This window comes from Arthrobacter senegalensis (assembly GCF_059091765.1).
In genome coordinates, this window is record NZ_JBNHGZ010000003.1 from 161,919 (window position 1) to 183,931 (window position 22,013).

The following is a 22,013-nucleotide window of genomic DNA, read 5'->3' on the forward strand; positions in this document are numbered from 1 at the left end:
GTAGGGCGGGGCACGCTCTCCGGAATGAAGTACTGGGTAGACGCACCCACAGTCGTCTTCTCTCTTATACGGTTCCTGACGCGATTGATCACACTACTCCGGCAGAGGCGGCCAGAGAGCGAAAAACAGCAGCCGACGGCGTTAAGAAATCATCAAAATGTCCGGGTAGCTGGGCGGGGCAGGTGAGCGGGGCGGGGAGGGCCTCGGCTTGCAGAGGCGGTGAGAATGGTCTTTATGGGCAGAGGAATACTGCGGATTTTTCTTGGCGCGGCGCCGGGCGCCGGGACCACTTACGCGATGCTGACCGAAGGGCTGCGGCTGACCGGAGATGGCGCCGATGTGGTCATCGGCGCGGCCCTGCACCGGGGCCGGCCGGAAACGGCTGCCCTGTTCGCGGACATGGAAGCAGTTTCGGATGCCGGCCCGGAGGGCGTTCAGGAGCTGGACCTGCAGGCCGTTTTGTCCCGTGCTCCGGAAACGGTGCTTGTGGATGACCTGGCTCAGGCCCACGGAGTGAACGGTGGGCGCAGGCTGGTATGGGAGGACGTCGATGGCCTGCTCGACGCAGGCATCAATGTCATGGCGACCCTTGAGATTGCGCGACTGGAGTCGTTGGGTGACGTGGTTGAAGCCATTACCGGCGTCCGGCCTGACGAGACGGTGCCGGACGCCTTTGTCCGTGGTGCCGGACAGATTGAACTTGTGGATGTGGATCCCGGACTGCTCCTTGAACGGGTGGCAGCAGGCAAGGTGGTTCCGGCGGAAAACGTGGATGCGGCCCTGGCGGGATATTTCCGCTTGGGGAACCTGACGGCATTGCGGGAGCTGGCCCTGCTGTGGCTGGCGGACCGCGTGGAGGAGGGCCTGAGTGATTACCGGGCGCGCAAGGGGATCGAGGCGGTCTGGAACACTCGGGAGCGGATCGTCGTCGGCCTTTCCGGCGGGCCGGGAGGGCAGTTGCTCGTGCGACGGGCGTTCCGAATGCTCGCCGGCAAGCTTGGCGCCGAGTTGCACGCCGTGCATGTGCGCTCCTCGGTAAGCTCCCGGGAATCACCGGGGGAACTGGACGCCCAGCGTGTTCTTGTGTTGGGGCTGGGGGGAACGTACCACTCGATCGGAGGCGATGATCCTGCCCAGGCGCTCGTTGCTTTCGCGCGCAGGACCGATGCAACACAGATCGTCGTCGGCGCCCCCGGACGGAAGCTGCGGTTGCGCCGCAGCGTCGGCCAGCGCCTTCTGCGCCTTGCAGGGGACGTCGACGTTCATCTGGTCGGTCACGGACGCAAAGGTGCGGCCAGTTCCGTCAGGACGGGCCCGTCATCGCTGGGCAGAGGCCGGATGATGGCCGGCGCCGCTATGGCGTTGCTGCTGCCGTTCATCCTCCAGGCGGGACTTAGTCTCTGGCCGCACAGCCACTTCGCCACCGATATGCTCGTGCAGCTGACCGGGACCATCGCCGTAGCGCTGGTCGGCGGGCTCTGGCCGGCCGTGGCGGCGGCAGTGCTCAGCAGTGCGATCGTGAATTTTTCCGCTCTGCACCCCATCGGCACCATGGGCATCAGCGATCCTGAGAATGTTCTGGCCCTGCTGATCTTCCTGGCCGTCGCGATCGCGGTTTCGCTCGTCGTTGGGCTCTCGGCAAAACGCAGCCGGGCGGCAGCCGCAGCCGGGGCCGAAGCTGCGGCTCTGGCGGAGCTGAGCCGCAGCACCCTTGCCGTCCACTACACCATCGGCGAATTTTTGGACCGGATCCGCGAACACTTCCAAAGCAGCGGTGCCGCGTTGTATGCGCGGGATGAACGCCAAGGCAAAACCCGGGCATGGCAGCTGGTGGCCAGCACCGGCAGAGTCGATGAAGACCTGAACGGCAATGAGAACGTCGAGCAACTTGACCCATCGCATGCCCTGGCGCTCTCCGGCCGCCCCCTCAGCCAGCAGGAACGGCACCTGCTCACTGCCTTCGGCGCCCACCTCATGGCCCTCCTTCAACGGGACCAGCTCCGGGCCAGCCGCCGCGACATCCTGCGGCTATCCGAAGGCAACCAGATGCGCACCTCGATCCTGCGTGCGGTCTCGCACGACCTGCGCACGCCGCTGGCAGGGATCAAACTGGCCGTCAGCAGCTTGCGCCAAGATGCCGTGGAATTCGACCCGGAGGACGAGGCCGAGCTACTGGCTACCATCGAGGACTACGCCGACCGCCTGGGCCTGCTGGTAGGAAATTTATTGGACATGTCGAGACTGACGGCGGACTCGGTCACGCCTTTGATCCGGCCCGTCTACTGGGCCGACGCCGTCGCAGACGCCCTACGCGGAATTCCCGAGGAAGCCGTGCGGGTGGACTTGCCGGACAGCCTGCCCCCGGTTAACGCTGATCCGGGCATGCTGGAACGCGTGATTGCCAATGTCGTTGAAAACGCCGTGAAGTACGCCGGCGGGTCCGATATCTTCATCACTGCGGTCACCGGTACGGGCAAAACCTCGGTGAACGGGAAACCTGCCGGCCAACTGCGCATCATCGACCATGGCCGCGGCATCCCGGCCACTGAGCTGATCAATATGTTCCAGCCATTCCAGCGCCTCGACGACACGCCGGCGGGGACCGGGGTCGGCTTGGGACTGGCTGTCGCGAAGGGCTTTACCGAAGTTATGGACGGGCATCTGGACGCCGAGGAAACCCCAGGTGGAGGGCTGACCATCGTCATCACGATGCCGCGCTCAGCGCGGGCCTGAAGTACATTCGCGGAAGGCCGCTGTCCGGCGTAGGAGACGCGTTAAGATTTGGGCCGTCCGCGTGAAGAAACCGTTAAGAACGGCGCCCGGGGTCCGGTCTTGGGTTTTGCTGGGCGTTGGGAGGGCCAGCCGGGCCTTCTACACCGAAAGTTGGAATACGCATGGACGCGGACCTTTGGTGGGAGATTCTGCCGGTTCTGGCCGCCGGCGGCACCGTGCTGGTGCTGCTGATCCGTTCTCTGGTGCGCATGAAGAAGGGCAGCAATTGGTGGTGAGGAGGTGCCTGTCCGCGGACCCAGGAGACACAATAGAGCTCAACCGACGGGCGACGGTCGGCTTCCGGTGGCGTGCGAGGAGGAGACGGGACAGGCATGACCAACGTCTTGATCGTCGACGACGAGCCACAGATCCTGCGTGCGATGCAGATTAACCTCCGGGCGAGAGGCTACCGTACCTACATTGCAGCTACCGGAAGCGAAGCGCTGACGGAAGCAGCCAAAGAGCCTATCGACTTGGTGATCCTGGATCTGGGGTTGCCTGACATGGATGGGGTGGACGTGATCCGCGGCCTACGCGGGTGGACGGATATACCCATCATCGTGCTGTCCGCCCGGCATGCCTCAGACGACAAGGTTGAGGCCCTGGATGCGGGTGCTGACGACTACGTCACCAAGCCCTTCGACCTGAATGAACTCTTAGCCCGGCTTCGTGCCGCAGACCGGCGGAACGACAGCAGTCTCCAAGGCGCGTCGATTGGCACCGCTGACTTTGAGATCAACCTTAGCGACAAGCGGGTTGTTCGGGACGGACAGGCGGTCCGGCTGACCCCGAACGAGTGGAACATCCTGGAAATTTTGGCCAGAAACCCCGGCCGGCTCGTATCGCAGCAGCAGATCCTGACCCACGTGTGGGGGCCCGCTTATCTAAAGGAAACCCAGTATCTGCGCGTCTACATCGCTCAGCTCAGACGCAAGCTTGAACCTGACGCGTCCAGACCGCGCTATCTCCTCACCGAAGCAGGGATGGGCTACCGCTTTGAACCAGGGGCGCCCCCTTGAAACGGCTGTGCCGTCTCGAGACCGTCCGCCCCTCTTAGGTTTTATGACCAGAGGCCCTTTGCCCCCTGATCGGGCAGCCCTATTTGTCGAACCGTGAACGTGAAGGATGCCGCCGGAACCCGCGCTCAACCCTGTTTTATACTCAGCGGTGCGGCCGCTCCGACCGAGCCGCAACCAGAGTGGCGTTGAGCGAAATTTTGTCCCGGCTAGTCGCCGCGTCCGGCTTCGGTACTGATGCACAGCCGGTTCCCTTGGGCATCAGTGGCCACTACCCACACGGGCGCATGTTCATCATCGAGTGTTGCACCAACGGATACCAGAGCATCCAGATTCGAGGCGCTTTCGCTGAAGGGGACAGTGATGTCCAGGTGAAAACGATTCACATTCGGGCTCTAGGATTCCTGAAACCAGATGGCCGGACCCCTGCCATAGGGATCGGTCAGGGTTCCGTCTTCCTGCATCTTGTAGCCCAGTGCAGTTCGCCAGACTTCCGAAATGGCTTCCGGGGTTCTCAATGTCTTCGTGCCCAAGGGCACGCCGCCGGCCATCCTCGGGCTGGGGCGGACGGGTCGCGGCGGTGATTACCATTCCCCATAGATCCGGATCAGCGCACGTTTTGCCGCGGTGTACGGCTCAGCCGAACCGGTGAGGAGCGAACGCGCATTGGCCGCCTCAAGAAATGCCGTCGTCTCGAACACCAGTTGATTCACGTCTACTTCAAGGAGTTCCCCGATGTCGGCCGCAGCCTGGATTTCCGAGGCCAGCAAGGAGCGCCATTCACGAACCGCCTCCGCCACCGCTTCCCTCACCGGACCAGATTTGGAATCGAACTCCGTGCTGGCGGCCGCAAAGAAACATCCGCCGACAAAGACCCTATTGCGGCTGTAGGAAAGCCAAGCGTCAAGAAGGGCGCGAAGTCTTTCGAGCCCGGGTGCGGCGTTGAGGGCGGGAGCTACGACCGCCGCGATGAAAACTTGTCTCGCTGCCTCAACCGTCGCGATTTGCAGCTGCTCTTTAGAACCGAAGAGGGCAGCTACTCCACTCTTGCTCAGAGTCGAACGAGATGCCAGGCCGCCGATCGAAAGGCCCGCAAGCCCCTCAACCGAGGCCATGTTCACAGCTTCCTCTAAAACAGTTTGTCGCGATTTCAGACCTCTGGCCGCTCTGCCATCCATATTTACCTCTCTTCTCCCAAGAAAATCTTAGTGTACGATCGTTCGTATTGTTACCGGCTCGCGTATAGCCCCCCGGATTTCCGCCATTGGTAGACCTGCGCGGGGCTGCCAAAAGTCGGCCCGTTGATACTCAAGATTCGAAGGACGACCCCATGCAGACAACCCTGACGCATATCGGCACCGCAACGATGCTTGTCGAATTCGGCGGCCTCACGTTCCTCACAGATCCGGTGTTCAACCCCGCCCCTACTGAGTACAAGTTCGGGCCCCTGGTCCTGCGGAGCACTAACAAACCGGCCATGTCCGCTAGCGAACTTCCACCAATTGATGCCGTGCTGCTCAGTCACGACGAACACCCGGACAATCTAGATGACGCCGGCAGGAGGTTGTTGGAGGGGAAACCCGTCTTGACCACCCAGAGCGGGGCGGGACGGCTGGGTGGCCAAGCAGTTGGTGTGGCGCCTTGGGCCAGTCACACGGTCGCCGTGGGAGAGAAATCCGTGATCATTACAGCGACGCCTGCCCATCATGGCCCCGTTGGTGACGTCATTGGATTCATCCTCCGGGTTCCGGGGGAAGAAAAGGTCCTTTACATCTCCGGCGATACCACCTATGAAAGCGACCTTGACCAAATCGGCGACCTATTCTCGATCGGAGTAGCAGTGCTGCACCTTGGCGCGGCGAAGTTCGCCATACTTGGGGACCAGATGGTCAGTATGGACAGTTCGAGCGCAGCCAAGTTTACTGCCGTCCTCGCCGCCGACGCCGTAGTGCCGATCCATTTCTCCTCTTGGGAACACTTCACTGAAACGGAAGATGAGATCGCGGCTTCATTTGCGGAAGCAGGCCTGACTGACCGCCTTGAATGGCTCACCCCCGGGGTGCCACGGATCCTTGAGGTCTGATTCCGCGAGGCAGCCCCTTCCGGCCTCACAGAGACTATAGCCACCGGTGAACTCCAAGTCGCTGGAATGAAGCACTGCGATCTTGACTCCGCCAACTTTGGGCGGCGACATAGGGAGTCAAGATGCAGGAAGCCTCTGAAAACCTTCAAACGACGGCGTGCCGGGCCTGTCAATAGCGCAGTTATTCGAGTCTGCGGCAAGCCAAGATTTCAAGGCTTCCCAGCTCAGCAACCGCGATGCCGGAAAATGGAAACGGATCATGATCGCTTCGGCAATAGGAGCCGCGCTTTTCAGCCTGCAAGCTGTCATCTCCGCACTGCTCGGCGGTTTCTACGTGACGGCAGTTGTGGTTCCGCTTGCCGTCTTCTTTCTTGCCATGAGTGCTGCAATTTGGTTGATGCTGAGGGCGCGGACGAAGTCACTGGGGAAAGACCGCTAGCCGAACTCAGCCACGAGGCCCCCGTTACTCCGAGTGGAGCCTAAATAATCGCTTCTGACTCATCACGCGCGTGCATAAGCTCTAGCTCATTTTTGTTGCAATGGGTGACCGGCTGATGCGACTGGCGGGCGGGCAACTCCCGACCTTGAGAAGCGAAGGTCTTGTTGCCTCCGGAACGAACGCCACTAACCCCGTTAAGCCAACGGCCCCGCCTCAGCGGCGGGTGGGGAGGACCGTCGTCGTGACGGCCACGGCCTGCGGGGTGCGGGGGAAGGGACTGAATCCGAAGCGCACGGGCGGATCCACCGGCGCGAGGGGCCCGAGGCCGGCCCCGTTCCAGCTCGCCACGGCGCGCTCAACGCTACGGATGGAGCGCACGCCATAGTACTCCCGACGTCCGCCTCCGGCGGAGCCGGCGGTGGCCACCCCCGGGAGCAGGATCCCCGCGGCGCGGTTCACGGCTGTCAGCCACGCCGGGTGGACGGCGATTCGGACGGGGACCAGTTGCAGCATCCAGCCCAGCGCTGTCACGGGGCCCAGGTCGGCGCGCAGTTCCAGCGGGCCGCCGGAAACGCGGAGGACCAGTACGGCGGTCCCGGGTTCGTTCCCCGGTTCCGCGCTCCGCTCCCCGGCGGGGCTCAGGCTGGCGTCCAGCGGCGCCACCACCACCTCATCGAAGCGGTAGGTCGCGGACACATAGTCGGCGACCGCCCGGTTGGGGGCCAGCAGCGTCCGCAGCCCGTCGCGGTCCTCGGTCATGACGTCCGTGAAGGCGCCGAGCGGCGAGTCCATCCAGTGCCCGACCACCAGCCGGCGTCCCGCGCTGGTGCCCAGACCCGCGATGAACCCTGTAAAGCGTTCCATCCGGCTACCGTACGGCTCCGGCCGGCCCCGCCGCACGCCGTTGCGTAAAATCGACGTCGCCACCGGCACTCACCTGACGTCAGGTTGGGTGTACCCTAACTGGCAAACACGCGGAACGCGAGCCAGTCTCCCAATCAGGACCACTCACGATACCCGAGGTCCAAAGCAAGGAGCCGTGTGTCAGCTTGGAGTTGCCGCTGTGAAAGGCTGCAGTTATGGACAACTCATCCCGGGAACATGACCTCGTTCTCTACGGAGCGACGGGTTTCGTTGGCCGACTGATCGCCGGCTACGTCGCGGAGCATGCACCGGCCGGCATGCGAGTCGGACTCGCGGGCCGGTCGAGGTCCAAACTCGAGGCGGTTCGGTCGCAGTTGCCGGTCGCGGCGCACGGATGGGCCCTCATCGAAGCCGACTCGGAGGACGCGGACTCGATCGCTGCCCTGGCCGCGGGCACGCGCGTGCTCCTCACAACCGTCGGTCCATACACGAAACACGGATTACCTGTCGTCGACGCCTGCGCAGGGGCCGGTACCCACTACGCCGACCTCGCGGGTGAGGTGTCCTTCGTCCGGGAGGCGATCGATTGCTACGACGCTCTGGCCATGACGAGCGGGGCCCGGATCGTGCACTCCTGCGGCTACGACTCCGTGCCGTCCGACCTCGCTGTATTGCTGCTTCATCAGGCAGCAGAAGCTGATGGCGCTGGCGGTTTGGCCGAGGTTCAACTCGTCGCTACGGCCAAGGGTGGCATCAGCGGAGGCACGCTCGAGTCGATGCGCGGGCAGCTCGACACGATGCGATCGAGCACCGCCCTGCGGTCATTAGCCGCGGACCCCTACGCTCTGAGCCCCGACCGCACAGGGGAGCCGACGACACAACAGCCTCCTGACGCCGGTCCTGTTCGCCGTTCCGATGACGGCACCTGGACCGCGCCTTTCATCATGGCCGCGGTCAACACTCGGATAGTGCGCCGCAGCAACGCATTGCAGGGTTGGGCCTACGGCCGCTCCCTTCAGTACGGCGAGGTGATGGGGGTAGCCCGCGGACCGGCAGGGGCGGTCATCGCCAGGGCAATGGCACTCGGGCTCCGGGCATTCACGGGCGCGATGGCGTTTCCGCCGACCCGGGGAGTGCTCGACCGCTGTCTTCCGGCACCAGGTTCGGGTCCGAGCACCCGCACGCAGCGCGCGGGCTGGTTCCACTCCCAGGTAACCGCCCGCACCGAGAACGGGCACCGATACCAGGCGATTGCCGCTGGCCCCGGCGATCCCGGCTATGCCGCCACGGCCGTGATGGCAGGGGAGACTGCACTCGCTCTTGCCCTCGACGGTGACCGGCTGCCGACTGCGAAAGGGTCGCTAACACCGGCCACAGCACTCGGCAACGTGCTCATGCAGCGACTCCGTGCGGCCGGCCACACTTACCAGGTAACCAAACTCGCCTGAACCCAGATCCTGCAGGTCCCCTGATAACGGGGCAATCATTGACTGGACCAGTCCGACTAGCGGCGCGATGGGATTTCGCCGAGGGAGTATGCCAGGGTCATCTAAAGATCGCGACCAGCGATGCTTCCAAATCGGCTTTCAACTACCCTGGGCCGCCCCGGCGCGCACCTTCACGCGCTGAGTCCAGACCAGCACTCTGCTCCAGGTCGTGGAGCCCTTGAGCAGCCACTCCCTCTGCCCGTTTTTAAGGCCGATAACGGTGAGTATGTCCAGACATGCGTCTCAATGCAGAAGCTCAGAAGAGAAAGTAATGAACCCGGATGTAGCCCGAACACGACGCACCGGCGTTATTCAGACCATTGCATAAACCCTCGCTCATCTTTGTCGCGGTGGGGGACCGGCTTCGGGCGTCTGCTTCTGACATTATGATGTGGTGAAACTCGACCCTGTTGGCCCAGCCGACCATGACGCAGGCATTCGGATGTGGCAGGCATACTGTGCTGCTCACCCGGAGACGGTAGCTGCGGCCCCGGAATACACAATTGAACACTTCGGTGATACGCAGCGGTTAGCTGATGAACTTCTCGCTCATGTCCTCAGCGGAAACAAACGCGCGACGGCGGAGCCCGTTGCGGACTTCATAGCGCGAGGTGACCAGGTGCCCCGGATCGGGGTCACACTGGATTGCCTGTGATGGGAACGGCACTCCGAGCATCATCATTCGCACTATTGAACTGCGCATTCGTTCTTTCAAAAGTGCTGATGCTGCTTTCGCCCGCGACGAAGGCGAGGACGATTTGAGCCTAGACAGTTGGCAGCGTGAGCACCGCCGCTACTGGACTCGCGTATCAGCAGCCCAAGGGCGTCAATGGGCAGAAACCGACGAGATCGTCTTCGAACGATTCAAGGTGGTTTGGCCACCTCAATATGCAGATTCGGCACAATAAGTCAGCCGCACGTTGGCTCGTAGGGGATTCCCCAAATGGGACAGTAATGAGCCCTGATAGAACGGGATCGCGGCCGGCGTTTCAGCTGTCTTTTTCGGCTTCTTTGCCAGACGCGAGATCCAGAAGCTTCGTCATGAGTATCCGACGTCATAACATCCGGTTGGCGTTCTACCTGCCGCCTTCCCCGAGGCAGATCTGGTACTTTGCCTGGCAGTACGCGCAGCGGCGGCCCCGAAGAAAGGCGAACTCATGCACCCGGAACTTCAACGCTACTCGAGGTCAGCAGACCACCTAGGCAGGGTGAGCGCCAAAACATCGCTGTCTTTACGTGAGGGCATCAGCAACATCCTGTCGTGGCAACCGATCTGGCTAAAGGCGCTGTTCGTGGCTCGTGGTGTGCTGGCCCGCCTCATGCGGCTCGAACACCCATCCGGCCGTACGAATCGCGCACCTCGCCCGGCAGAGATTAGCCTCCGCCCCGGTGGCAGACTCGCCTTCTTCACGGTTTCCGCAAGCAAGGAAGACACCTACCTGGTGCTCACCGCCGAGGACACTCATCTAATCGCGCACCTCATCGTCGAGGTCGAGCCGACCGGAACCGAACCCAAGAACAATTTTCAGATCACTACCGTCGTCCATTACCGCCGTTGGACGGGGCGGCTCTACTTCAACTTGATTTGGCCTTTTCACAAGTTCATCATGCGCCGCATGATCACTGCAGCACTGGTGCATCCCCCGGGTTTTCTGAAGAACTTCCCAAGCCGATGACCGTCTAAATGCCAGGCAGGTGTATCGATACAGAATTCTCAACCGGAACATTCACGAGCGCACAACTGCATTTAGGCAATTGTTCTGCTATCGGCGTTCGCGGAGGCAGGGACGTAGGGTTGTAAACCCTGTTTGGGGTTCCCAACCCACCATTTAGCCTCCAGTCCACAGGGGAATCATGAGCGCAAGCAGCAAGAGCAGCAGCAATGCGCCGAGGGTAGACGGGATCCAGTACCACTTGGACATCTGTAGTCCGAATAGTGAGAACACCACGGCACCGGCTACGGCGACAACCACCAGCGCGTTGTCGGTTACGAAAAAGAGGACCAGCGAAACCAAAAGCACAACCGTCGCCGCTATTGGTCCGGCAGTAGGTCGCCGCTCTGGGGTAACGACTGCCGCCATGGCCTCACCTTTCATTTACTGGCATTATGCCTGTTCACTTGCGCCTAGCGCTTCCGCCATTCAGTCCACGTCGGTGATGATTGCCCTATGATCAGCCAGCGAGCCACACCCTTCCGCATCATCCTCGGAGGCCTTGCTGTTGGGGCACTGCTGGCTCAGCTGCTGATTGTTCCGCAGGTCGCCGCAGAGTACGCCGGCGCCTACCCCGAGGTTGCGTACCTGGCGCCCCCGTACGTCACGGCAATCGTGATTGCCATCGGCGGTTTCGAGGTGGCCTTGCTGGCGTCCTGGCAGCTGCTTTCGGCCGCGGTGGCGGGCAACGTGTCGACCAGTCGGTCAAAGCGATGGGCCACCGTCATGGCGGCTTCGCTATGCTTCATGTCGCTGATCTTTGCAGGCGTTTTTGTCCACGCTGGAAGCGTCGCAAACGTCGGCGGACCACCGATGTTGTTCGGACTGCTGGTCTCTCTCGCCCTTGTGCCCGTTGCGTTCAGTGTGAGAGCCAAGGCACTGGGGTTTCTAATGGGAAACGACGTCCACGAACGTGCTGTCGCGTGACTGGAATGCCCCGGGCCTGCGCTCCCGGGTAACGACGTCTTTTCCTCCGGTGAGCCGGCACCGCCGTCGTCCTGAAGGCGCGGTACGACGGCGGTGCGCGGCTTCGGCGACTGCCGTTACCGCTCCGGGTGGAACTTTCGGCCGTTGACCCGTTCGGAGGCGCCGACCCGGTCCAGGTACGGGGTGATGCCGCCCAAATGCAGCGGCCACCCCGCACCCATGATCATGCACAGGTCGATGTCTTCCGGCGCGGCCACCACGCCCTCTTCCAGCATGAGTCCGATCTCCTCGGCCAGTGCGTCCTGGGTGCGCCGCAGCAGCTGCTCGGAGCTGCTGGGGGAGTCTCCGAACTCCAGCAGCGCCAGGGTCGACTCGGGAATAACCTGCCGGCCGTCGTCGTCGGTGATCCAGAGGGAGGTGATGCCGTTGTCGATGAGACGCTGCTGGTTGGCGGAGACCCGGAAGCGGTCGCCGAAGGCCGCATTCAGCGACTCGGTGACATGTTGGGCTACCGGGATGCCGACCATGGCCAGCAGGGTGAACGGGGTCATCGGCAGGCCCATGGGTTTGAGCGCGTTGTCGGCGATGTCGGCGGGCGTGCCCTCGTCGAAGGCGTTGGACACTTCCCCCATCAGCCGCAGCAGCACGCGGTTCACGACGAAGGCGGCGGCGTCCTGGACCAGCACGGTGGTCTTCTTGAGGGCCTTGCCCAGGACAAAGGCGGTGGAGAGCACTTCGTCGCTGGTCTTCGGCGCCCGGACGATTTCCAGCAGGGGCATGACGGCCACGGGGTTGAAGAAGTGAAAGCCGACCACGCGTTCGGGATGCAGCAGGTCCGCTGCCATCTCCGTGACCGACAGCGATGAGGTGTTGGTGGCGAGGATGCAGTCCTCGGAGATTACCGCCTCGACCTCGGCGAAGACCTGCTTCTTGACGGCCAGTTCTTCGAACACGGCCTCAATCACAAAGTCGGCGTCCGAGAACGCTTCCTTGGAGGCCGAGCCGGTGACCAGGGCCTTGGTGCGGTTGGCAGCGTCGGCCGAAATGCGCTGCTTGGCCAGCAGTTTGTCCACTTCGGCGTGGACGTACCCCACGCCCTTGTCCACCCGGGCCTGGTCGATGTCCGTCATGACCACCGGAACCTTCAGCTGGCGGGCGAACAGCAAGGCCAGTTGGCTGGCCATCAGGCCGGCGCCGACCACGCCCACCTTGGTGACAGGTCGGGCGAGCTTGGGGTCCGGTGCGCCGGCCGGCCGCTTGGAACGCTTCTGCACCAGCTCCAGGAAGGCGTATACCGTGTCGCGGAAATGCGGGGTCTGTATCAATTCCGCCAGCGCCTCGACTTCAAGGTCGGCTGATTCCTGCTGGCTCTTGCCCCGGCCGGCGTCCAGGACGTCCAGCACCTTGGCCGGTGCCGGCGCGGCGTTGGACGTCTTGGCCTCCACGAACTTCCGACCGGCCGCGATGGCCTTGTCCCAGTCCGCGTCGGTGGCCGCGGAGGTCTCGGCGCGGCGGTCCGCGACCAGCCGGCGGGCGTCGTCGTCGGTGAGGATCCGCGTGGCCCAGGCCAGCGACTGCTCCAGGAAATCGGCCGGTTCGAAGAGGACGTCGGCGATGCCCAGCCGGTAGGCGGCCGCGCCGTCGAGCGCCTTGTTGTTGCTCAGCGGATTCTCGACCATGACCTTGACGGCATTCGCCGGGCCGATCAGCCGCGGGAGCCGGTAGACCCCGCCCCAGCCGGGGATCAGGCCCAAGAAGGCTTCCGGCAGCGAGATGGCGCCGGCGCCGGTGGAGATGGTGCGGTAGTCGGCGGCGAGCGCGATCTCCAGCCCGCCGCCCATCGCTGCTCCGTTGATGAAGGCGAACGTCGGGACGCCCAGGGAGGCGAGCGTGGCATAGGCATCGTGGCCCAGCCTGGCCATGGCCCGTCCGTCTTCGGGGCCGGTGAGCCTGCCCACGGCGCTCAAGTCGGCCCCGGCCACCAGGTAGTACGGCTTGCCGGTGATGGCGACGGCGGAGATCCTGCCCGCCGCGGCCCGCGCCTTGAGCCCTTCGAGTGCCGTGCCGAGTTCCAGCAGGCTGTTGGGGCCCAGGGTGGTCGGCTTACGGTGGTCCAGGTCGTTGTCCAGGGTCAGCAGCGCCAGGGTGCCGGCACCGGGCAGTTCCACATCCTGCACGTAGGAATGGGTGACGGTCTCGTCCGGGAACTTCGCGGCCAGGGCCGTGTACTCGGCGTTCATGCGTGGTCCTCTCGTGCCTGTGCTGCCGCGGGGGCGGCGGTTCCGACAATTGCGGCGGCCGTATCGGCGGTGCCGCCCGAATAATCTGCATGGTGCGGATTCTCCCAGATCACCGTTCCTCCCATGCCCAGCCCGATGCACATCGTGGTCAGTCCGTAGCGGACCGACGGGTCGTCTTCGAATTGGCGGGCCAGTTGGGTCATGAGGCGCACGCCGGAGGCGGCCAGGGGATGGCCGACGGCGATGGCCCCGCCGTAGCGGTTGACGCGGGGATCGTCATCGGCGATCCCGTAGTAGTCCAGGAAGGACAGCACCTGCACGGCGAAGGCCTCGTTGATCTCGAACAAGCCGATGTCCGCGATGTCCAGGCCCGCCATCTTCAGGGCCTTTTCGGTGGCAGGGACGGGCCCGATGCCCATGACCTCGGGCTCGACTCCGGCGAAGGCGTAGGAGACCAGGCGCATCTTCACCGGCAGGCCAAGCTCGCCGGCTGCCTCCGCAGAGGCCAGCAGCGAGACCGTGGCGCCGTCGTTGAGGCCGGCGGCATTGCCGGCGGTGACCCGGCCGTGCGGGCGGAACGGGGTCCGCAGCCCGGCCAGGTCTTCCACGGTGGTGTCCGGCCGCGGGGGTTCGTCCGCACTGTACAGCGACCAGCCTTCGCCCGGTTTGCGGCCGGCCACCGGCACCAGGTCGGGCTGGATGCTGCCGTTCCGGTAGGCCGCGGCTAGCTTGGCCTGGCTGGCCGCGGCATAGGCGTCCGCGCGTTCCCTGGTGATTGCGGGGAAGCGGTCATGCAGGTTTTCGGCGGTGTTGCCCATGTTCAGCGCCGCAGGGTCCACCAGGCGCTCGCTGGCGAACCGCGGATTCGGATCCGCACCCTGGCCCATCGGGTGGTTGCCCATGTGTTCCACGCCGCCGGCCACCACCACGTCGTACGCGCCGAAGGCGATGCCGCCGGCCGTCGTCGTCACGGCGGTCATGGCGCCGGCGCACATCCGGTCAATGGCGAAGCCGGGGACGGAACGGGGCAAGCCGGCAAGAAGCGCGGCGGTGCGGCCGATGGTCATGCCCTGGTCGCCGGTTTGCGTGGTGGCGGCAATGGCCACGTCGTCGATGCGGCCGGGCGGCAGCGTCGGATTGCGGCGCAGGAGTTCCCGGATGCACTTGACCACCAGGTCGTCGGCCCGGGTGCCGGCGTGGATCCCCTTCTCACCCGCCTTCCCGAACGGGGTGCGCACGCCGTCGACGAAGACGACATCGCGCAGGGCGCGGGGCGGGGACGTGGGGCTCACCTGATACCTCCATGAGATGCGGAACACAGTGCTGACCATGATGTTACCCGCCGGTAACTTAAGCAGCAAGCACGCCGTAGTGGTGCCCCGGAACAATGCAGCGGGTGCGGTCCGGCGGCTACGCTGGGCGGCAGGCAAGCGGCGAGGAGACATGAAAGCGGAAGAACAGCGGTATCGTCCGGCGGAGGCCCCTGCCGGCGCCTTTCTGGTGCTGGCGGCGTCGGTGCTGTGGGGAACCACCGGAACGGCCGCCACCTTCGCGCCCGGCGTCGGACCGCTTGCCATCGGCGCGGTGGCCATGGGAGTGGGCGGGCTTTTTCAGGCGCTGACCGCGCTGTGGCCGATGAATCGTGCCCGGCCGCAACTGCGGGTGCAGTGGAAGCTGGTACTTCTGGGGGCGGGGGCCGTTGCCGTGTACCCGTTGGCCTTTTACAGTTCCATGCGCCTGGCCGGCGTTGCCGTCGGCACGGTGGTGAGCATCGGCTCCGCTCCCTTGGCCTCCGCGCTCATCGAACGGGCTGCCGACCGGCACATCCTGGGGGCCCGCTGGGCCGGCGCCGCCGTGCTGGGGCTCTCCGGAACCGCACTGCTGTGTTTCGCGGCCGCGGGCGGCGGCGGCAACGGTGCCGCGGACGGCGACGCTGCCGGGGGTGCGGGCGGCACGATTGCGGGCATTGCCCTGGGCCTGCTGGCGGGACTGACCTACGCCCTCTACTCCTGGGCAGCGCATCGGATCATCGGCGGCGGTGTGTCCGCCCGCGCCGCCATGGGCGCCATGTTCGGCCTGGGCGGACTGTTGCTGATGCCGGTGCTGCTGGCCACGGGCGCTCCGCTGCTGGCCTCGTGGGGCAACGCGGTCGTGGGGGCCTACATGGCACTGGTCCCGATGTTCGCCGGCTACGTGTTGTTCGGCCTCGGCCTCGCGCGGGTCCGCGCGAGCACGGCCACAACGCTTTCGCTGGCGGAGCCTGTCGTGGCCGCCGTGCTGGCCGTGCTGGTGGTGGGCGAGCGGCTGCCGCCCGCGGGCTGGATCGGCGTCGCCCTGGTCATCGCGAGCCTCGCCGTCCTGACGGTGCCCGGCCGCCGCCCGGCTCCCACGCCGGCGCGGCAAGGGCGGTCAGGCAGGGGAATGCCGTTCACGCCGGCGCCGCCGGATGGAGCCGGACACCGCCCCCGCTGAAGAATCGGCGGGCCCTGCAACAGTTGCCGTGGAAGTCCGCCGGCGCGCGGAGGTGCCGACGGCGCCGCCGCCGGTGGCGGCCTCGGGCTCAGGGTTCTCCTTGAGTGCCAGCGGCTCCGGGTTGGCGTACGCTTCGGCAAGCAGCCCGGCCGTCAGTTTCCGCTGCCAGGGGCGGGCGCCGAGTTCGGCCAGGGCGGCGTCTACCGACTGTTCCGTGGCGGGTTCCGGCGGACGCCATGCGGTGCGGCGCAGGTAGTCGGGGGTGAGCAGGTTCTCCACCGGCATGTCCAACTGCTCGGCGAGGGTTGCCAGCCGGGGGCGTGCGGTCTGCAGCCGGGCCGCGGCGGCCGGGTCCTTGTCGGCCCAGGAGCGCGGCGGCGGGGGAGCGTTGGTGGGCAGGTGCAGGGGAGGCAGGTCCGTCTCGCCCCGGGCCGTGGCGACACAACGCAGCCAGCGCGGTGCTTCACGCTGCGCGGCCCGGCCGTGGAACCCGTGCGTCTCCAGCAGTTGCGGGACGGTGGCGGGCATTGCCTTGGCCGCGGCGACGATGGCCGAGTCCGGGATCAGCCGGCCCGGTGCAACATCGCGCTTGGCGGCCAGGGCTTCGCGTTCGTTCCAGAGTTCGCGCACGGCGGCCAGCTGCCGCCGGTCGCGGATCTGGTGCAGTCCGGAGGTGCGGCGCCAGGGGTCGATGCGCGGCGGCGAAGGCGGGGCGGCGCGCACCGCCTCGAATTCCTCCAGCGCGTACTCGAGCTTGCCCGCGTCGCGCAGCCTGTCGATCAGGGCCTCGCGGAGCTCGATGAGCACCTCGACGTCCAGTGCGGCGTAGCGCAGCCACGGCTCGGGCAGGGGACGCGTGGACCAGTCCGCCGCGGAGTGCTCCTTGGCCAACGTGAAGCCGAGCAGGGATTCGATCACGGCGGCCAGGCCCACCCGGGGCAGGCCGGCCAGCCGGGCCGCGAGTTCGGTGTCGAACAATTTGTCGGGCCACATGCCCAGCTCGGACAGGCAGGGCAAATCCTGGCTGGCGGCGTGCAGGATCCACTCGACGCCGCGCAGGGAGTCATTGAGCAGCTTCAGGTCCTCAAACGGCTCGGGGTCGATCAGCCAGGTGCCGGCACCCTCGCGCCGCAACTGGACCAGGAAGGCGCGCTGCCCGTAGCGGAAGCCCGAGGCCCGCTCGGCGTCGATGGCGACCGGACCGGTGCCGGCCGCCAGCGCAGCGGCGGCCCGCTGCAACCCCGACTCGCTGGCGACGACCAGCGGAACGCCGTCGCGAGGCGCGTCGAGGTGGATCAGCTGGGGGGTCTGCTCCCGGTGTTCTGCGGCGTCGTTGGAAGTGCTCTGGTCAGGGCTGTTCTGCCCGGACGTGTCCGAAGTCAAGGAGCTCATGATCCGTTCAGTTTAGGCCAGCAGCATGCGCCCGGCCGAATGGGGGGACGCGCCATGCCGTAATCGGAGGCGATGAAGCGCCGCACGCCGACTTCCTGGCAGCCCACAGCCATTTCTGATGCATCCGCAGCTCCCGGGTGATTACAAACTTGCAATTGACTTCGCTAGCGGATGGGTTCCTGCGGATGAGCCCTCATCTGGGTTGCGCCAGGACGACGGCGGGCCGGATGTGTTCGCACATTTCTCGGCCAGCGCCTCCAGCGGCGTCGTCGCAGGGATCTTGGTACTTGTTGCATCCTTGCCGGCCCGATGGACTTTCGGTCAGGCTATGTTCAGCCCGGCGCAGGAACGGTTACTTTCGGTTGAAAGGGCCCGCTCTGCGTTATTGAGTGCTGGCCGGGTTCTGTTGCGCTGCACGGCACAACTGCTCTTCACGTTCTTCCGGGGAAAGCTCGTTCCATTTCGCTGTCTGGGCTTGGATCTGGGCTTCGGAGAAACCCAGAACCTTCATTTCTTCGGGGGAAATGATGACACTGTTCTCCGCGCCGATCATATTCTTCCGGTCCAGTTCTGCGCCTGCACCGTCCGCGTAGTCAGCTGAGCATTCGACGAAGGGCTGGTGGGCATCCGGCGTGTCAATTGCAGGGCTCTGGCTGGGAAGGGTGCTGATGCCAAGGATTAGGCCGGCAGTCAGAAAGAAGACTGTAGTCAACAGGATGGACGGTTTCTTAGCCATTTGTTCCCCCTCGCATCAACCCCGGTTTGTGCGAGCGGGGACGAATCGATTTTTCGCCCAGCCTACCCGGTGCGGACGGTGTTGCCGGACACTTGGCCTAGGAGCGGTGTGCCCCAGTAGTAAGGTTCCCCAGCCATTAGCCTTGCATCAAAGTAATGGCGGGGAAGTTTGGCTAGGAAAAGCTTCCAAAGAGTGCGCAAGACAAGCGGCTAAGCCCTACCGGCTCCGCTGGCGCGGGCCGGAGGGTGGACCACTCCGAGCCTGTCGTTGCCTCATCTGGAACCGGAAATGATTTCGGTTACTAGTAGCAGGGTGGCCGCAAAGAAGGGGGCCGCGCCGAGTGTAAACCCGATCCACGGCCATCGTCCGTGTTCAGGTTCGGCTGTCATCCGTTGTGCCAGTGCAGTGCAAGTGACGATAAGTGTCACCGGGGCGTACATGTGAGGCACGTTGAAAACTCCTATGCCCAGGAGCGTCACGAGCCAAATGTCAGCCAGCATAATCAGCACCAAGATTCCGAGTGACCAGGCAGGGACGACGAGACGTTTGTTGGGGAAGTAGATCGTGACGAGGATCCCGAGCAATCCGAAACCTGCCAATGCAACCGCGCCCCATAGAACAGCGTCACCCACCTCGGCCCCAATTTCTTGGGAGGGGGTCTGGACAGCGTCCGAGGAGAGGTAGACAAAATGATGCAGGATGTGCACATACGCGGGAGGCAGGGCCAAGCCGATTAGCGTTCTCGCCCAGATGGATGACCACCAGGGAGAGTTGCCCCTTAAAATATCTGCTGCGGATGATTGCACGGTTTGGAAACCTACTTCTTTACCTGAGACTGAACCCACTTTGTGCGAGCACGCCAATGGCTCCGTCCATCTGTTCCTCGAAACACTACGGCCACCAGACTTCTGTACATAAAGGGTTCCCTTATGCTGGCTCTACGCTCCGGGAAGCGTTTGCATGCTTTCTGTGCAGACCAAGGATCATCATCGGGCTGTGCGGGTCGATCGGGGGGGTCTGACCAGACCAGAAGTGCGGTGCGGACCAAATCTGGCTCAAAGAATGATTCATTTGGCTAATAGGTTGATTTGCAGCATTTCGGCGGGATCTGTGTGATTGCCGTGGATATGGTGACTGGCATGGAACCGGTTTTGAAATTTGTGCGGAATTGGGGCGCCCCTGTGGCGGCCGTCCTTTTCTTTACACTGTGGTGTATTGCGGAGGCAGGAAGGATGGGAGGATCCTGGCAGTCATGGCCAGGGAACTGGCCGCTGGTGCTGATGACACTGGCGGTTGCCACTGCCGCTTGGAAGCCTTTGGTCTCTCTTGGGTTCACGGTTGCACTTCTTACCGGACAGATAAGTCATATTTTGCCGCCGATGGAAGCCAATCACTGGGCCATTTACCTTGGCTCGTTTGTCGCTCTGGGCTTTATCGTGTGGATTGCCCCGGCCCGGCAGCGGTACATGGCTGTGGGCGTGAACGTGGCCGCCGCTGCCGTCATGGCGTTCCTGATGCTTTCGTGGCGATACGGCGACGGTGTCGGCTGGTTCCCCCCGGCGCAGGCCGGCGACCGGTGGATGCTGCAGGACTATGGCTGGCAGTTGTTCGCGCTCCTCCTGTTGATAGCCGGGGCGTGCGCCGCCGTCGGCGGACTGGCGGCGCTGTATCAGGAACGGGGAGGTTTGTTCCGGGCCCGCGAACTGGCGCAAAACAGTCTGCAGGAGACCGAGATCGACCTGATCGTGGAGCAGGAACGGACACGCATCGCCAGGGATTTGCACGACGTCCTCGCTCATTCGCTGGCAGTCGTCGCCGCGCAGGCCGATGGAACCCGCTACCTGAGCAAGGACCAGCCCCAAGCCGTCCTAAGCGCCCTGGACACGATCGCCCGATCCGCCCGGAGCGCCTTGGTGGATGCGCAACGCGTGATCGAGGGCGTCCACGATAACGGTATGGTGGCGCCCCAGCCGCTGCTGAGTGACATCCCGGAACTCATCGAAGGCATGCAGCGCGGAAGTTTGAAGATTCACCCGACCGAGTCTGGGACACCGGTGGAACTGTCTGCCGGGCAGGAGATGGCCGTCTTCCGAATCGTTCAGGAGTGCCTGACCAACGCCCTCAAACATGGCGGGCGCGGCACCGATGTGCAGCTCCACTTTGACTGGAGCGGGCCGGGCCTGACTCTGCACGTGGCCTCGTCCGGCGCCGCAACCGGCCAAGAAGATGCCGCGAATCCGGCCACGTCCCGGGTGGGGAGGGGACTTCCCGGTATGCGCGAACGCGCCCATCTGGCCGGTGGCTGGCTGACGGCCGGGCCGGACGGCGAACACTTCCGGGTGACGGCCTTTATCCCCTACGGAACCATGGAAGCGACGACGGGGGACGATGCAGTCGGCGCCGAAGCCAGGGACACCTTCGGTGACGTTTCGAGTGCGGAAGTCCAGCCGGCTCTCGCCGCAGCGGGCCTTCCCGGGCAGGCAGGGGCCGCACGGGAAGCGGACCACCGTGGTTGAGGAGGGGACACGTATCACCGTGGCCCTGGTGGACGACCAGCCCTTGTTCCGGGCGGGTATCCGCATGCTGATAGAGAGCCAGGAGGATCTGGAATTCTTGGGAGAGGCCGGTGACGGGGAAGCATCGGTGGCCCTTGCAATCGAACGGCGTCCGGACGTGATGCTGATGGACCTGCGTATGCCGGTAATGGATGGCGTCGAAGCCACCCGGCGGATCGTGCAGCACGCCGCGGCGGCCGGCATCGATAAGCCGAAGATCATTGCGTTGACCACGTTCAACAGGGATCAGGCAGTGGTTCAGGTTGTGCAGGCCGGGGCGAGCGGGTATCTGCTCAAGAGCGCGGAACCGGAATTTCTACTGGCGGCGATCCGGACCGTTCATTCCGGCTACTCCGTCATCGCCCCGGGATCCATTCACTCTCTCTTCGAGCATGCAGCCCGCACCGTTCCCGCTATCGGCCCGGACTTGTCCGTACTTAATGTGTTGTCGGTGCGGGAGCGGGACGTCTTCCTGCTCGCGGCAAAAGGCCTGAGCAACGGTGAAATGGCGGAGAGTCTGTTCGTTTCTGAAGCCACCATCAAAACCCACCTGCGCAGCGTGCTGGACAAGCTCGAACTGCGCACCCGCCTCCAGTTGGTCGCCTTCGCCCACGAACGCCGCCTACTGGGCACCTGAACAGGCGACAGTTGCTCGATAACTGTTGCGGGCGCTGATTTGGTGCGTGCATCTCGGTTACCGGGCACTCTCGCGCACCGTTTACGCCGGCTGTCATGTCTCGAGTTTTGATCACCGGCATGCCAGGCGTGGGAAAGACAACGGTGCTGCACGAGTTGTCCCGGCGGGGCTACCGAACGATCGACACCGACTACGACGCCTGGGTGCTTCCTGACGGAACGTGGGATGAACCGCGGATGACGGCACTTCTGGCATCTCATTCGTCTCTGGTTGTCTCGGGGACTGTCGAGAATCAAGGTCGCTTCTATGACCGTTTCGCCGCTGTTGTTCTCCTGAGCGCACCCGTAGAAGTCCTCATCGAGCGAGTCTCGGTTCGTAAGAACAATCCCTACGGCAGCTCAGAGGCAGACCAGTCCGTGATCCGCCAATACGTTCTCGACGTCGAACCGTTGCTTCGGAAAGGGGCGTCCCACGAACTGGATGGTCGTCGACCGGTTCCGGAACTGGCGGATGAGGTTGAGCGTCTCATCTCGACGTGTGATGAGGCCTGACGCCCGATAAACGAACGGCTAGCAGGCACCTGGGAGTCATGTGGCGGGACGCAAAGAGTAAGGGGCCCGGCACGGCGTCCTTGACGCTAGCCGCCATGCTGGCGAAGTGCCCGGTTAAAGAGCGGCATAG

Annotated in this window: 20 protein-coding genes and 1 pseudogene; 12 read left to right on the forward strand and 9 right to left on the reverse strand. The window is 64.3% G+C overall.

Annotation, left to right across the window (positions count from 1 at the left end; translation table 11 throughout):
* The first annotated feature begins 234 nt into the window (after nt 1-234).
* Both AC5RVG_RS10835 and AC5RVG_RS10840 read left to right on the forward strand, forming a co-directional pair.
* Complete coding sequence (locus AC5RVG_RS10835; protein WP_494013849.1) at nt 235-2,733, forward strand: ATP-binding protein; 2,499 nt, start codon at nt 235-237, stop codon at nt 2,731-2,733.
* Nucleotides 2,734-3,104: 371 nt separating this feature from the next.
* Nucleotides 3,105-3,791 (forward strand): response regulator, encoded by a 687-nt coding sequence (locus AC5RVG_RS10840; RefSeq protein ID WP_493999544.1) that lies wholly within the window; start codon nt 3,105-3,107, stop codon nt 3,789-3,791.
* 206 nt (nt 3,792-3,997) lie between these two features.
* On the opposite strand, the gene AC5RVG_RS10845 is transcribed toward AC5RVG_RS10840, so the two are convergent.
* Nucleotides 3,998-4,174, reverse strand: coding sequence for a VOC family protein (locus tag AC5RVG_RS10845; RefSeq protein ID WP_494013850.1), 177 nt, complete (start codon nt 4,172-4,174; stop codon nt 3,998-4,000).
* A gap of 198 nt (nt 4,175-4,372) precedes the next feature.
* The gene (locus AC5RVG_RS10850) at nt 4,373-4,903 is read right to left on the reverse strand and encodes a TetR/AcrR family transcriptional regulator (protein WP_494013851.1); all 531 of its coding nucleotides are present in this window, start codon (nt 4,901-4,903) and stop codon (nt 4,373-4,375) included.
* 215 nt (nt 4,904-5,118) lie between these two features.
* Here AC5RVG_RS10850 and AC5RVG_RS10855 point away from each other — a divergent pair, with 215 nt between their 5' ends.
* Nucleotides 5,119-5,871, forward strand: coding sequence for an MBL fold metallo-hydrolase (locus AC5RVG_RS10855; RefSeq protein WP_494013852.1), 753 nt, complete (start codon nt 5,119-5,121; stop codon nt 5,869-5,871).
* A 157-nt stretch (nt 5,872-6,028) separates the two neighbouring features.
* Entirely contained in the window at nt 6,029-6,310 is a 282-nt protein-coding gene (locus AC5RVG_RS10860) for a hypothetical protein (RefSeq protein ID WP_494013853.1), read from the forward strand.
* A gap of 213 nt (nt 6,311-6,523) precedes the next feature.
* On the opposite strand, the gene AC5RVG_RS10865 is transcribed toward AC5RVG_RS10860, so the two are convergent.
* Entirely contained in the window at nt 6,524-7,174 is a 651-nt protein-coding gene (locus AC5RVG_RS10865; protein WP_493999549.1) for a hypothetical protein, read from the reverse strand.
* A gap of 215 nt (nt 7,175-7,389) precedes the next feature.
* Between AC5RVG_RS10865 and AC5RVG_RS10870 the strand changes: the two genes are divergently transcribed.
* The 3 genes and pseudogenes from AC5RVG_RS10870 (at nt 7,390) to AC5RVG_RS10880 (ending at nt 10,337) form a co-directional block, all read left to right on the forward strand.
* A complete protein-coding gene (locus AC5RVG_RS10870; RefSeq protein ID WP_494013854.1) occupies nt 7,390-8,622 on the forward strand; it encodes a saccharopine dehydrogenase family protein in 1,233 nt (410 codons plus the stop codon).
* A 481-nt stretch (nt 8,623-9,103) separates the two neighbouring features.
* Nucleotides 9,104-9,569, forward strand: a pseudogene (locus AC5RVG_RS10875) (ASCH domain-containing protein).
* A 300-nt stretch (nt 9,570-9,869) separates the two neighbouring features.
* Nucleotides 9,870-10,337, forward strand: coding sequence for a DUF2867 domain-containing protein (locus AC5RVG_RS10880; protein WP_494013855.1), 468 nt, complete (start codon nt 9,870-9,872; stop codon nt 10,335-10,337).
* Between the two features lie 153 nt (nt 10,338-10,490).
* Here the strand turns inward: AC5RVG_RS10880 and AC5RVG_RS10885 are convergent, their stop codons facing one another.
* Nucleotides 10,491-10,757, reverse strand: a complete 267-nt coding sequence (locus AC5RVG_RS10885; RefSeq protein ID WP_494013856.1) for a hypothetical protein — start codon at nt 10,755-10,757, stop codon at nt 10,491-10,493.
* Nucleotides 10,758-10,829: 72 nt separating this feature from the next.
* Here AC5RVG_RS10885 and AC5RVG_RS10890 point away from each other — a divergent pair, with 72 nt between their 5' ends.
* Nucleotides 10,830-11,300, forward strand: coding sequence for a DUF2975 domain-containing protein (locus AC5RVG_RS10890; protein ID WP_494013857.1), 471 nt, complete (start codon nt 10,830-10,832; stop codon nt 11,298-11,300).
* A gap of 116 nt (nt 11,301-11,416) precedes the next feature.
* Here the strand turns inward: AC5RVG_RS10890 and AC5RVG_RS10895 are convergent, their stop codons facing one another.
* The gene (locus AC5RVG_RS10895; protein WP_494013858.1) at nt 11,417-13,540 is read right to left on the reverse strand and encodes a 3-hydroxyacyl-CoA dehydrogenase NAD-binding domain-containing protein; all 2,124 of its coding nucleotides are present in this window, start codon (nt 13,538-13,540) and stop codon (nt 11,417-11,419) included.
* Nucleotides 13,537-14,832 carry a thiolase family protein gene (locus AC5RVG_RS10900; protein ID WP_494013859.1) on the reverse strand — a complete coding sequence of 432 codons (1,296 nt, stop codon included), beginning with the start codon at nt 14,830-14,832 and terminating at the stop codon, nt 13,537-13,539. The genes AC5RVG_RS10895 and AC5RVG_RS10900 overlap by 4 nt, the downstream gene beginning before the upstream one ends.
* 151 nt (nt 14,833-14,983) lie before the next feature.
* Here AC5RVG_RS10900 and AC5RVG_RS10905 point away from each other — a divergent pair, with 151 nt between their 5' ends.
* Nucleotides 14,984-16,012 carry a DMT family transporter gene (locus tag AC5RVG_RS10905; RefSeq protein ID WP_494013860.1) on the forward strand — a complete coding sequence of 343 codons (1,029 nt, stop codon included), beginning with the start codon at nt 14,984-14,986 and terminating at the stop codon, nt 16,010-16,012.
* On the opposite strand, the gene AC5RVG_RS10910 is transcribed toward AC5RVG_RS10905, so the two are convergent.
* From AC5RVG_RS10910 to AC5RVG_RS10920, 3 genes are all read right to left on the reverse strand, one after another.
* Nucleotides 15,950-17,404 (reverse strand): HRDC domain-containing protein, encoded by a 1,455-nt coding sequence (locus AC5RVG_RS10910; protein WP_494013861.1) that lies wholly within the window; start codon nt 17,402-17,404, stop codon nt 15,950-15,952. The genes AC5RVG_RS10905 and AC5RVG_RS10910 overlap by 63 nt on opposite strands.
* A gap of 382 nt (nt 17,405-17,786) precedes the next feature.
* Nucleotides 17,787-18,140 carry a hypothetical protein gene (locus AC5RVG_RS10915; protein ID WP_493999557.1) on the reverse strand — a complete coding sequence of 118 codons (354 nt, stop codon included), beginning with the start codon at nt 18,138-18,140 and terminating at the stop codon, nt 17,787-17,789.
* A gap of 272 nt (nt 18,141-18,412) precedes the next feature.
* A complete protein-coding gene (locus AC5RVG_RS10920) occupies nt 18,413-18,868 on the reverse strand; it encodes a hypothetical protein (RefSeq protein WP_493999558.1) in 456 nt (151 codons plus the stop codon).
* A 552-nt stretch (nt 18,869-19,420) separates the two neighbouring features.
* On the opposite strand from AC5RVG_RS10920, the gene AC5RVG_RS10925 reads away from it, so the two are divergent.
* The 3 genes from AC5RVG_RS10925 to AC5RVG_RS10935 all read left to right on the forward strand — a co-directional run bounded on the left by AC5RVG_RS10925 (nt 19,421) and on the right by AC5RVG_RS10935 (nt 21,883).
* On the forward strand, nt 19,421-20,656 hold the full coding sequence (locus AC5RVG_RS10925) for a sensor histidine kinase (protein ID WP_494014124.1): 1,236 nt from the start codon (nt 19,421-19,423) through the stop codon (nt 20,654-20,656).
* Nucleotides 20,657-20,675: 19 nt separating this feature from the next.
* Nucleotides 20,676-21,332 (forward strand): response regulator, encoded by a 657-nt coding sequence (locus AC5RVG_RS10930; RefSeq protein WP_493999560.1) that lies wholly within the window; start codon nt 20,676-20,678, stop codon nt 21,330-21,332.
* Nucleotides 21,333-21,427: 95 nt separating this feature from the next.
* Nucleotides 21,428-21,883 (forward strand): AAA family ATPase, encoded by a 456-nt coding sequence (locus tag AC5RVG_RS10935; RefSeq protein ID WP_493999561.1) that lies wholly within the window; start codon nt 21,428-21,430, stop codon nt 21,881-21,883.
* Nucleotides 21,884-22,013 lie beyond the last annotated feature (130 nt).

What these genes read in the sequence shown, in the direction of transcription:
- AC5RVG_RS10850 (WP_494013851.1), bottom strand. Translation starts at nt 4,903, where the DNA reads ATGGCCTCGGTTGAGGGGCTTGCGGGCCTTTCGATCGGCGGCCTGGCA.
- AC5RVG_RS10835 (WP_494013849.1), top strand. Translation starts at nt 235, where the DNA reads ATGGGCAGAGGAATACTGCGGATTTTTCTTGGCGCGGCGCCGGGCGCC.
- AC5RVG_RS10895 (WP_494013858.1), bottom strand. Translation starts at nt 13,540, where the DNA reads ATGAACGCCGAGTACACGGCCCTGGCCGCGAAGTTCCCGGACGAGACC.
- AC5RVG_RS10840 (WP_493999544.1), top strand. Translation starts at nt 3,105, where the DNA reads ATGACCAACGTCTTGATCGTCGACGACGAGCCACAGATCCTGCGTGCG.
- AC5RVG_RS10935 (WP_493999561.1), top strand. Translation starts at nt 21,428, where the DNA reads ATGTCTCGAGTTTTGATCACCGGCATGCCAGGCGTGGGAAAGACAACG.
- AC5RVG_RS10855 (WP_494013852.1), top strand. Translation starts at nt 5,119, where the DNA reads ATGCAGACAACCCTGACGCATATCGGCACCGCAACGATGCTTGTCGAA.
- AC5RVG_RS10870 (WP_494013854.1), top strand. Translation starts at nt 7,390, where the DNA reads ATGGACAACTCATCCCGGGAACATGACCTCGTTCTCTACGGAGCGACG.
- AC5RVG_RS10885 (WP_494013856.1), bottom strand. Translation starts at nt 10,757, where the DNA reads ATGAAAGGTGAGGCCATGGCGGCAGTCGTTACCCCAGAGCGGCGACCT.
- AC5RVG_RS10905 (WP_494013860.1), top strand. Translation starts at nt 14,984, where the DNA reads ATGAAAGCGGAAGAACAGCGGTATCGTCCGGCGGAGGCCCCTGCCGGC.
- AC5RVG_RS10890 (WP_494013857.1), top strand. Translation starts at nt 10,830, where the DNA reads ATGATCAGCCAGCGAGCCACACCCTTCCGCATCATCCTCGGAGGCCTT.
- AC5RVG_RS10925 (WP_494014124.1), top strand. Translation starts at nt 19,421, where the DNA reads ATGACACTGGCGGTTGCCACTGCCGCTTGGAAGCCTTTGGTCTCTCTT.
- AC5RVG_RS10910 (WP_494013861.1), bottom strand. Translation starts at nt 17,404, where the DNA reads ATGAGCTCCTTGACTTCGGACACGTCCGGGCAGAACAGCCCTGACCAG.
- AC5RVG_RS10865 (WP_493999549.1), bottom strand. Translation starts at nt 7,174, where the DNA reads ATGGAACGCTTTACAGGGTTCATCGCGGGTCTGGGCACCAGCGCGGGA.
- AC5RVG_RS10915 (WP_493999557.1), bottom strand. Translation starts at nt 18,140, where the DNA reads ATGGCTAAGAAACCGTCCATCCTGTTGACTACAGTCTTCTTTCTGACT.